A 9988-nucleotide genomic window follows, 5' to 3' on the forward strand; every position below is an offset into this window, starting at 1 on the left:
TGAGTTCCCTCCCCCTGTGGGGGAGGGTTAGGGTGGGGGCAGCAGACAACAGCTCAGCAGGTTTGGAATTTTGTCGGGTTGCCGTGCAAGTTATGGTTTGGAAGGAGGTCTATTGTCGGCCATGAATGGCTGACCGGTAAACTTGTCGTCCGCTTGGTTTGTAGGTCGGGCATTTATAGCCATCCACCGAAAGTTTCATACCATACCGTATTTCCGTACGCCCGCGTATCACCTCCAGCGTTGCTCATTGTGTAGAACTTTGAGTGTATCGCTATATGCCCGACATTTTTTGGTGTCGGCCATGAATGGCCGACCTGCGAACTGTAAACCAAAGGCGTTATGGTGGGGCAAGCCCCACCCTACGCGCCCTGCCTCGCCCGCAAAAAACCGGCTCAATGAACCGCTTTTGTTTGCTACCCCTCCCCACGGGAGGGGTAGTTTGGCGGGCGGTTTATTCGGAGGAATAGGTCGCGCCGCCGATGCTGATGTTCTTGTCGTCCGCCCAGAAGAAGAACAACTGGCGCGCCGTCGTGCCGTCTGGCTGCGTCATCTCGATGGTGTAGCCGTCCAGTTTGTAGCGGCCACGGTCGTTGCTGCTGCTCGCGCCGTGGCTGATGGCACCATGACCAATGCCTTCGCTGTTGATTTGGCCGAGGCCGTTGCTATTGGCATGGGTGCTGCCGTAGTCGTTGCTGTCAAAGGTGCCGTCGGGCTTGAATTTGAGCGTTTTGAAGAGGGCGTAGCCGCCGTAGTAGCTGCCGCCGGAGGCGGAGTAGGTGTAGCTGCGGTTGAGTGTCTCGCCCGCTTTCGCGCCACGCACGGCGATGCCGGGCAGTTTTTTCCACGCGCCGTCTTTTTCGATTTCGTAGTCTTTGCCGTTTTTCCGCCATTTGTGCCAGAGTTTGGGTTCGTTTTTGCGCGAGGCGGCAACGTCCAGATCGGCAGGCGGCACGCGCAGGTTGTCGTATGCCCAGCCGTCTTTCAGCACCAGGCGCTGCTCTTTTTCAAAGGAGAATCCGACACCGTAGTCAGCGTTGTAGCCGTAAAACAGCAGCGCTTCGATGTCGTCTGCGGCAACGCCTTTGCCCGGCGCGGTTGTTCATTTGAAGCGTGCCGCTTCGGCAGCTTCAGCGTGCTGTTGTGCGGGCGAGGCGGTTTTGCTTGCACCTTGGTATTGGCAGATGTTGATGATGTTGTCGCCGATGTTCTGCCCGTAAATGCCGGTTTCGCCGTTCTTGCCACGGAAGAAAAAGGCGATTTCTTTGGGCTCGTCGTCGTAGTCGTAGTTGTAGAGGAAACGCTCGCTACTGATGTTGATGCGCCCGTCGCGCTCATATTGGAATTCGCCCGTGCTTTCACTGTTGCCACTGACGCGGTACTGGCCGTTGTCGTAAAGCGAGAGGGTGAATTTCATGCCGCCCTCTGTCTGCACCGCGCACTGGTAGTCGCCAAAGGCAAGGTCGCCGCCGGGGGTGAGACCGTCCATCTTGAAGGTCTGTATAAATTCTTTGCCGTCGTCTATGCCGCCCTTGACGGCTGATGTACCGCTGCTGCCCGTGCTGCTGGCGACGGTGGCGGCTCTGCTACTGCTACTGCTACTGGCGGTGGTGGTATCAGCGGTGCTGGCCGGGGCGGCGGTAGCACCGTCACCCTCGCCTTCCACATACAGCCCGGCGATGATGGCCTTCGCACCGTCCTGATAACGCTGGAGCAGCGTGGCATCTTCTTCGGAGAGAAGCTGGACGAGGCGCATCTTGCCGTCGCCAGCGGGGAAGGCGGTGAAGTTGATGTGCAGCGGCTTGCCCTGCACTTCCACGCGGTAAGTCATGTTGGCGAGGTCGCCCGCCTGCTCCGCCGTGCCGTGTTCCAGTACCTTGCCATACTGCCCGGCGAACTGCGGTGCGACTGCCGTCAGCCAGTCAGCGCTGCGCTTGCCGCCATCGGGCAGCGGCGTCAGCACGCTGAGCATAAAGACGCGGTCGCCGATGTCTTGCGGCTGGTAATGGGTCAGGTTTTTTCTTCGCGGCTCGTCCAGCCGGATGGCAAATCAAGGGCAAGGGCGGGGGCAAAAAGACCGCTGCAACAGGCGGCGAGAACAAGGGGGTTTGCGGGCATAAGAGGCTCCGGTTGGAAAATCGCCCTTCGTGGGAAGGGCTGAAGCGGGCGACGCAACACCGCGCGCGGCGCGGCGTAGTCTGGTTTATGATGCGCGCCCATTTTATCAGGAGAGATTGATGCCCCGTTGGTTGTTCGCCGTGCTGGTGCTGGCGGTTTTGCAGGTATTGTTGTGGGTATTTGCCCGTTCGTTGCGCTTCTTGTTGGGCGGCAAGCGCCGCCGTTGGCTGACCGCTGCGTTGTTTGTCGCTGGCGATGGCTTGACGCTTGCCGCGCTGTCCCGCCTCGTGCCGGGGCTGTTTATCGCGCAGGCGTGGTTGATTGCGCTGTTGTGGCTGTGGTTTTTGGCAGCGGCGGCGGGTTTTGTGCCGTATTGGTTGGGCAAACGCTTCGCCCCGCAGCGGGCGGCGACGGCGCTGCGCGTCTGGCTGCCCGCAGCATTCGCGGCGCTGTTTGCCTGGGGCTTTTTCAATGCGAACAGCACGGTGGTGCGCCATTACATGGTCGCGCTGGACAAGCCGATGGCGCAGCCGCTGCGCATCGGCGTCGCCAGCGATTTGCATCTCGACAGCGGCTTTTTCTTCGGCGCGCGCGAGCTTGACCGTCTCGCGGCGATTTTTGCGGCGGAGCAGGTGGACATCATCCTGCTGCCCGGCGATGTGATTAACGACCGCCCCGATGCGTTTTATGCGGAGGGAATGGCGGCGCATTTGCGCGCGTTGCAGGCGCCGCTCGGTGTTTTCGCCACCCTCGGCAATCACGAGTTTTACGGCGACGCAGCGGAAAACGCGCAGGCGTTGCGCAGCGCGGGGGTGCAGGTGCTGCGCGATGCGGTGGCGGTGGTCGCCGACCGCGTTGTCATCGCCGGGCGCGATGATGACACGCACGCCGACCGGCCGCCGCTTGCAGTATTGTTGCAACAAACGCGCCGCGATTTGCCGGTAGTGGTGCTGGATCACCGCCCGACGGAGATTAAGGAAAATGTGCAGACGCCGATGGATATACAGTTTTCCGGCCACACCCACAACGGCCAGGTTTTCCCCGCCAATTTCATCGTGCGCGCACTCTATCGCCTGCACTACGGCCACGAAGCAATTGATGGCAAAGAGATTTTTGTCTCGTCCGGTTATGGCTTTTGGGGGGTGCCACTGCGCCTCGGCTCGCGTTCGGAGGTGCTGATCGTTGATGTGACGGGACGCGCGGATTAAGCGCAAATTAAATCTTGTTATCCTGATTGTTGTATGTATAATACGCCCATCAGGATGATGAAATGGTACCGGGCTCGCAGGGACGCGAGCCTTTTTGTTATGTTTCAGTCAGTTTCGTAGTGTTTTTCGCTCAAGCCGCGTTTTGCCGAACGCGGCTTTGTTGTATGAATAGCACAGTCTGGGCGTGCTTGTTATAGCCATCCACCGAAAGTTTCAGACAAGGCGCGCCGCCGAAGGCAGTACGCATTTGTACGGCGAGGCGGCGCAACACAGTATGAGGCTTTCGGTGGATGGTTATAAATGTTCAAAATGGAAACACCAGCGGTGTCAGTAGCAGCACCAGCGCGCTGTAGGTGAGGCTGACCGGGATGCCGGTGCGCAGGTAGTCGCGCATGGTGTAGCAGCCGGGGCTGTACACCATCAGGTGCGTCTGGTAGCCGAAGGGCAGGATGAAGCAGGCGCTGGCGCCGTAGGCGACTGCCATCACGAACGGTGTCGGGCTGGCGTGCATCGCCTGCGCGGTGGAGAGGGCGACCGGGATGGCAAGTGCGGCAGCGGCGTTGTTGGTGATGATTTCGGTGGTGACGAGGGTCATCAGATAGATACCGGCAAAGGCGGCCCAGGTGCCGCTGTCGTGAAAGAGGTGCTGCACGCAACTGCCGATGAGTCGCGCCGCGCCGCTGTTGTCCATTGCCTTGGCGATGGCAATGGCCGAGCCGATGATGGTGATGAGCTCGAAGGGAATGCGCTGTTTGAGCTCGCGCAGGCTGGTGTAGCCCGCGAGCAGGCAGGCACCGAGGAGGATGAGCAGCCCGTGCAGCAGCGGCAGAATGTTGAGTGTTTCGAGGAGGATGGCGAGAAGGAAACCGGCGATGGCGCGGTTGCCCTGGCGGTTGGTGAGGCGCGGCGGGGTGTGGCTTTCGCTGAGGATGTGGAACTGGTCGGGGTCTGCGCGGAAATTCTCGCCCACGGCGAGGATGAGGCTGTCGCCAACGTGGAGGATGGTGTGGCCGAGGTGGCCGGTCAAACGCTTGTTGCCGCGGCGGATGCCGACCACGCCCGCGTTGAAGCGGCCGCGGAAGTCGATTTCCTGCAAGGTGCGGTAAACCAGGTCGGATTCATGCGCGATGACCGCTTCGATGAGGTTGCTGGCGAGCAGGTCGCTCGCCTGTTCGCCGAGGATGTTCAGGCCGCGGATGGCTTGCAGGCCGCCGATGTGGTCAATCGCGCCGCTGAAGACGAGTTGGTCGCCGGGGCGGATGCGTTCCTGCGGGGCAACCGGCGAGATGAGGTAGTTGTCGCGCCGGATTTCGACGAGGTAGAGGCCGTCCAGCCGCTTCAGCCCGCTTTCGGCGATGCTTTTCCCGGCGATGTCCGCCTCTGGCAATACTGCGGCGGTGATGAAGTAGGTGTTTTTCAGGTCCTGGCTGCTGTTGCGGTTCGTGGGCAGGGCGTGCATCCGCCAGTAGAGCACGGCGAGGCAGGCGAGGGCGACCGGGATGCCGACCGCGCTGAACTGGAACATTCGCAGCGGCGGCAGTCCGGCGCTTTCGACGAAGGAATTGACGACGAGGTTGGTGGAGGTGCCGATGAGGGTGGTGATGCCGCCCAAGATGGAGGCGTAGGAGAGCGGGATGAGCAGGCGCGACGGCGCGATTTTCTGCTGGCGGGTGAGGGTGACGAGGAAGGTGGAGACGACGGCGGTGTTGTTCATGAAGGCCGAGAGCAGCGTGCTGATGCCGGTGAGGCGGAGAAAGGCGCGCTTTTCGTCGCCGACGAGGATTTTGCCGGAGAGATGGTGCAACAGCGGCGAGCGCTCAATCACGGCGGAGACGAGCAACAGCACCACCAGCGTCGCCAGCGCCGGATTGGTAAAACTGGCGAGAAACGCCTCGGTGCTGACGAGGCCGCCAAGCATGAAGGCGGCGGCGAGGGTAAAAAAGGCAACAGCGGGATTGACGCGACCGCTGGCCAGCACGGCCAGCAGCAGCGGCAGGGTAAGCAGTACGAACCAGTCCACGGGATACTCCTCTCGTTTGGGGGAAAGCAATCTTAGCAGCGCCGCGCGACGGATGCCGGATTTTGCGGTAGATGGCATTCGCGCCGCAGACGGGATAAGCTGCGCCGTCTCCGCTTTTCATGTATTCAGGGAATGACCATGCGCCCGCAACAACAAACGTTTCAGCCGGATTTGGATGATGAAAATACGCTTGCCTGGCAAGACCCGATGCACTCGCTGGAGGCACAAGGTTGCGTGCTGACCCTGCTTGGTATTCCTTTTTATGCGGGGACGCTATTTCTGCTCTACCTTTTTATTGTGGGTGAGGGATTTATTATCTCTCTTGGCACTCTGATTTATGCTGCAGCAATTTATGGCTGCCATCAATGGCTGAAGCAGGGAAAAACGCAACCCTGTTTGGCAGCTGTTTGCGATGTGCAAGGACTGACTTTTTATGCTTCCGGCAACCGCATTTCGCAGCAATGGTATTGGGCAGATATTATTAAAATTAGCTACTTGCAAGGAGGTGGAAAACCGTATCTCGCCGTACAGGAAAAGGGTGGCAAGGTAACGACCATTTATCCGCAACGGCTTTTACCGGAAAACTTGCAGGAGATTGCACAAAAATCGGCACGATGGTTGCAGACAAACGATAACCATACTTTATCGAATTCTGCGGTAGCAGATACGGGAAAGATGCCAAATTATCCGTCTTCAACAATTCCTGCAGTAAAAAATAATGTATCTGGCCGCATAACGCCACATATCTGGTACCGCCGCAAAAATACTATCAGCGATGCCAATAATATGATTTTTATGGCGAGCGGTGCAGCCAGCATGACCCTCTCTTTACTGGTGCTTATTCTGCAATTTGGTAGTCCTTACGGATTCTGGGGTATTGTCGGCATCATCTTTTTTGGCTACGCTACTTTTGGGCTTGGTAAATTCACCTATGTCACCTATCGTGAGCGTTTTGCCGCCGGGCAAAATCCGCCCTGTGTTGCAGCAGATGAAGAAGGGCTTGTTATTTATAATATCAACGGGAAATTTACCTGTATTCCCTGGACAGAAATGCGCCGTATCCAATTCTTCCCTTATCATTATCTGTACAAAATGGAGTATCTGTTAATTACGGATAAAATTGGCAAGGAACGCATGATTACCAGTCAATTTTTGGGCGATTATGAGATGGGAGAATCGGTAGCAACCTATGCCAATGCAATATTGAACGGAGCGCCGATAATCTTGCCCGAAGAAAATGCTGTAATAGTGCCAACAGCCTTTGCCCGTTTTGTACTGGCCATGCACCTGATTTTGGCATTGTCATTTTTCTTGTGTTTGGCAGTTGTACATAGCGCCAATGCCGCTGGAATTATTGCATTACTTAATCTTCTCCTGTTTATAGTGGCGGCTGTCATGAGAAATTGGCAAAGCCGCTGCGATGATGAATGAATGTCATGCTGCCCGCAGTTTTTCGGGTATTTCGCGCATAAAAAAGCCGGGAATTTCCCCGGTTTTTTTGATGGCGGAAACCCGTTTACATACACCTTGAGCGCTCAGGTGTATGTAAACGGGGTTGGTTTTTGGCGGCGGTTACAGGCTTCAGTAACACACGTTATTGGTGCTGCCCATGCGAATCCAGTCGGCCTGGACGATGCCGTTCAGGGTAATGTCCGGCAGGCTTTCCTGTGTTTGCAGGTTGTAGCGCGACAGCACCGGTTTGTATTCTTTGCCGTACAGCACCAGTTTGCTGTCGCCGCTAATCCACATATCGGTCACGTCTTCGTCGTAGCCGAAATCGAGCTGGATGCGGTTTTCGAGGTCGTCGAAGGGGTGGATGCTCAGGTGGCGGTCGCCGCCGACGACAAGGTAGCGGTCAAGCCAGCCGGTGCGGAATTTGCGCGGTCGGTAGCCGAGCTGGAGCCGCTTCGGTTCGTCGCTCACGTCCGGTTCGTAAATCAGGATGTTGCCGCCGAGGTCGCCGAAGATGACGTGCCTCATGCCGTTGTCAATGAAGGGCTCAAGCAGCCGCTCGTTCAGGTGTTTGCTGTCGTAGAGCGGCCCGGTTTTGATGACTTTGCCGGTGTCGGCGAAGTAGATGATGCCTTCGTCGGCGTAGTAGGTAGTGAAGGCGATGAGGCGGTCTTCAAAGCTCGGCGCGCCGCTGCCAAGGCCGCGTGTTTCGCCGATGTCGATGGTTTGCCAGCCTTTTTCCGGCGCGCTGTAGCTGTACTGGTAGATGAGCGGGGTGTTTTCTTGCAGTACCCAGAAGGTTTGGCTGTAAACGCTGAAGATGGTGTTGAAGCGGGTGTAGAGGTTCTGGAAGGTTTTTTCGAGGATCTGCGCTTCGCCGGTGCGGTAGTCCACCATGCCGACGCGGTCTTCGAGGGTGATGGCCAGTTTGCTGCTTTCGGGGACGAAGGTGAGGCGGAAGGCGCGGCTAGGCAGCGGGATTTCCGTGATTTCGCGGGTTTCAAGGTTAATCAGGGTGACGGCGTAGCGGCGCTGGTCGCTGATGGCGAGCCAGGGTTTGTCGGTGCTGCTGGCGAGGGTGCGGATGGCAACCGGTGAGCGCAGGGTGTCCACCTGGCGTTCTTCTTCGAGGTCAACCACGGCGATGTTGCTCATGCCTTTGTCGGCGACGAAGACGTAGCGCGTCGGGTCGTAGAGGCTGACCGGGCTGGCGGCGGGCGCGGCGGCTTCTTGCGCCCACAGCGGGCGGGTGAGCGCGGCGGCACCGGTGGCGAGGAGGAATTGGCGCCGTTTCATGGTCGCGTTCCTTCGCTGTCGCCGTTCAGGCAGCGGGCGTAGGCAGTGAGCGCGTCGCCGTCGTGCAGCGCGCCCGCGCTTTTGGCAATCATTTGTCCGTCCAGATACCAGACGGAGAGCGGCAGGCCGACGCCGCCGAGGGTTTTCAGCAGGGTGTGGTCGCCGTGGTTGTCGCGCGGCAGCGCAGTGATGTGCAGTTCATCGTAGATTTTGCCGATTTGTTCGGGGTCGTCGCCGAGGTTCACGGTGATGATGTCCAGCGGCGCGCCGGGGTCTTGCGCGATGGCGTCAAGCAGCGGCAGTTCTTTGCGGCAGGGCGCGCACCATACCGCCCAGATGTTGAGCAGGGCGACGCGGTGTTTGCTCTCGCTTTTGCTGATGTCTTGCAGCGGCACCGGCGAGGTGGCCGGGGTAAAGCCTTCGGGCGGGGTGCAGTCGGCTGCTTGCGCAGCGCCGCCTAGGAGGGCGGCGAGCAGGAAGGGGATATGGTGGCGGCTCATGCGGCTTTTCCTTCGTCTTTGGCGATGGCTTTTTCGATGTCGCGCGCCAGTTTTTCGGCGCCGCTCTGGTAGTCAAAGGCGTCAATGAGTTCGCGTTTGGGCGAGAGCAGGTAAATCATGGTGCTGTGGTACACGGTGTAGCCGGGCGGCAGGTCGGGCGGCACTACTTTTTTGCCCTGGTGGCGGTAGCCGAAGGTGGCGTTGTAGCGCTTGGCGGTGGCTTCGATGTCGGCCATGTTGCCGGTCAGGCCGACGATGCGCTTGTCGAAGAAGCCGGTGTACTGGTTAAGGCGGGTCGGGTCGTCGCGCAGCGGGTCAATGCTGATGAAGACGGGCTGGATTTGCGCGGGGTCTTTGACGATTTTCAGCATTTGTCCAAATTCGTAGAGGGTGGTCGGGCAGACGTCCGGGCAGGAGGTGAAGCCGAAGGCGACCAGCAGGTATTTGTCCTTGAAGGGCGCGTCGCCATCGGTGGCGGTCTTGCCGTCCGGGCCGACCAGCGCGAGGTGATAGCCTTCCGGCTGCGGGATGGGGGCGTAACTGGCAGGTGCGTCAGCGGGTTTTTCCGCAGGCTTGGCGGCGTCGGCGTTGTTGTCCGCTGCTTTGGCGACGTCGGTGGGGGCGACCGCTTCGGCGGGTTTCTCCGCCGGCTTGGCGTCTTCGGCAAAGGCGGCGGGGAGGGCGGCGAGCAGGGCGCTGGCAAGCAGGGTTTGCAGGGTGCGGGGCATGGCGGGTCTCCGGTTAAGATTCGTTGTCATTATATAGCGGCTTTTTCCGTTAATTTCTTGATTAAGGACAGGTCATGCGCCTTGTCGCCGGGCGGGTGTTTGCGTAGGATACGCGCCGCGTTTTGGCGCATTTCTTTCACTATTTTTTTGCGCTTTCTTTATGAAAAAATCCCTGCTCGCTGCCACCGCAGCCCTGCTTTCCGTCGCCGCTTTCGCCGGAACCCCGCTGAAAGACCTGAAAAGCGTTCCTGCCGAGGTCTTCCTGCCGGAAAAGGTCACGTTCGTTGAAGGCGAAGACGACGGCGACGGTGCCGTTGATGTGATCGTCGCGACCGACGCCAAGGTGGCCGACATCGTCAGCTTCCTGCAAGCCAAGGCAAAAGAGCAAGGCCTGCAAGCAGTTAGCGAAGAAGTCAATGAAGAAGACGCCAAGCTCGAATACAGCAAGGTAGGCGCGGACAACAACGGCGAATACAAAGTCGAGTACACCATCCTGACCGAAGATGGCAAACGCCATATCGAAGTGCTCTTCCTCGATTCGCGCAAATAAGCGCCAGTCATGCAAAAGCCCCGGTTCGCCGGGGCTTTTTTACATACACATTGAGCGCTCAGGTGTATGTATAGCGATACTCACAAAGTTCTGTACAAGGCGCGCCGCCGAAGACAGTA

The 9988-nt window shown here is 58.7% G+C and carries 9 protein-coding genes; 3 read left to right on the forward strand and 6 right to left on the reverse strand.

What is annotated here, in order from left to right; genetic code table 11:
* Positions 1 to 451 precede the first annotated feature (451 nt).
* Together Q0349_RS04255 and Q0349_RS04260 are read right to left on the reverse strand one after the other, a co-directional pair.
* Positions 452 to 988: a hypothetical protein gene (locus Q0349_RS04255; RefSeq protein WP_298079637.1), complete on the reverse strand. Its 537-nt coding sequence runs from the start codon at positions 986 to 988 to the stop codon at positions 452 to 454.
* A gap of 111 nt (positions 989 to 1099) precedes the next feature.
* Positions 1100 to 1969 carry a hypothetical protein gene (locus Q0349_RS04260; RefSeq protein ID WP_298079638.1) on the reverse strand — a complete coding sequence of 290 codons (870 nt, stop codon included), beginning with the start codon at positions 1967 to 1969 and terminating at the stop codon, positions 1100 to 1102.
* Between the two features lie 265 nt (positions 1970 to 2234).
* Between Q0349_RS04260 and Q0349_RS04265 the strand changes: the two genes are divergently transcribed.
* Complete coding sequence (locus tag Q0349_RS04265; RefSeq protein WP_298079639.1) at positions 2235 to 3323, forward strand: metallophosphoesterase; 1089 nt, start codon at positions 2235 to 2237, stop codon at positions 3321 to 3323.
* 304 nt (positions 3324 to 3627) lie between these two features.
* Here Q0349_RS04265 and Q0349_RS04270 read toward each other — a convergent pair whose 3' ends face one another.
* A complete protein-coding gene (locus Q0349_RS04270) occupies positions 3628 to 5343 on the reverse strand; it encodes an SLC13 family permease (protein WP_298079640.1) in 1716 nt (571 codons plus the stop codon).
* A gap of 138 nt (positions 5344 to 5481) precedes the next feature.
* Between Q0349_RS04270 and Q0349_RS04275 the strand changes: the two genes are divergently transcribed.
* The gene (locus Q0349_RS04275) at positions 5482 to 6774 is read left to right on the forward strand and encodes a hypothetical protein (protein ID WP_298079641.1); all 1293 of its coding nucleotides are present in this window, start codon (positions 5482 to 5484) and stop codon (positions 6772 to 6774) included.
* Between the two features lie 150 nt (positions 6775 to 6924).
* On the opposite strand, the gene Q0349_RS04280 is transcribed toward Q0349_RS04275, so the two are convergent.
* From Q0349_RS04280 to Q0349_RS04290, 3 genes are read right to left on the reverse strand one after another with little or no spacing between them, the layout of a single operon-like run.
* Positions 6925 to 8091: a hypothetical protein gene (locus Q0349_RS04280; RefSeq protein WP_298079642.1), complete on the reverse strand. Its 1167-nt coding sequence runs from the start codon at positions 8089 to 8091 to the stop codon at positions 6925 to 6927.
* A complete protein-coding gene (locus tag Q0349_RS04285) occupies positions 8088 to 8591 on the reverse strand; it encodes a TlpA disulfide reductase family protein (protein WP_298079643.1) in 504 nt (167 codons plus the stop codon). The genes Q0349_RS04280 and Q0349_RS04285 overlap by 4 nt, the downstream gene beginning before the upstream one ends.
* Positions 8588 to 9319 carry an SCO family protein gene (locus tag Q0349_RS04290; RefSeq protein ID WP_298079644.1) on the reverse strand — a complete coding sequence of 244 codons (732 nt, stop codon included), beginning with the start codon at positions 9317 to 9319 and terminating at the stop codon, positions 8588 to 8590. Before Q0349_RS04290 ends, Q0349_RS04285 begins: the two co-directional genes overlap by 4 nt.
* 160 nt (positions 9320 to 9479) lie before the next feature.
* On the opposite strand from Q0349_RS04290, the gene Q0349_RS04295 reads away from it, so the two are divergent.
* Positions 9480 to 9869, forward strand: coding sequence for a hypothetical protein (locus Q0349_RS04295; protein ID WP_298079645.1), 390 nt, complete (start codon positions 9480 to 9482; stop codon positions 9867 to 9869).
* The last annotated feature ends 119 nt before the right edge of the window (positions 9870 to 9988 follow it).

This window comes from uncultured Cardiobacterium sp. (assembly GCF_938028185.1).
In the GTDB taxonomy this organism is placed as follows: domain Bacteria; phylum Pseudomonadota; class Gammaproteobacteria; order Cardiobacteriales; family Cardiobacteriaceae; genus Cardiobacterium.

Bases quoted from the DNA above. Each gene is read 5' to 3' on its own strand.
- Q0349_RS04275 (WP_298079641.1), top strand. From the start codon at position 5,482: ATGCGCCCGCAACAACAAACGTTTCAGCCGGATTTGGATGATGAAAAT.
- Q0349_RS04290 (WP_298079644.1), bottom strand. From the start codon at position 9,319: ATGCCCCGCACCCTGCAAACCCTGCTTGCCAGCGCCCTGCTCGCCGCC.
- Q0349_RS04295 (WP_298079645.1), top strand. From the start codon at position 9,480: ATGAAAAAATCCCTGCTCGCTGCCACCGCAGCCCTGCTTTCCGTCGCC.
- Q0349_RS04265 (WP_298079639.1), top strand. From the start codon at position 2,235: ATGCCCCGTTGGTTGTTCGCCGTGCTGGTGCTGGCGGTTTTGCAGGTA.
- Q0349_RS04280 (WP_298079642.1), bottom strand. From the start codon at position 8,091: ATGAAACGGCGCCAATTCCTCCTCGCCACCGGTGCCGCCGCGCTCACC.
- Q0349_RS04260 (WP_298079638.1), bottom strand. From the start codon at position 1,969: ATGCTCAGCGTGCTGACGCCGCTGCCCGATGGCGGCAAGCGCAGCGCT.
- Q0349_RS04285 (WP_298079643.1), bottom strand. From the start codon at position 8,591: ATGAGCCGCCACCATATCCCCTTCCTGCTCGCCGCCCTCCTAGGCGGC.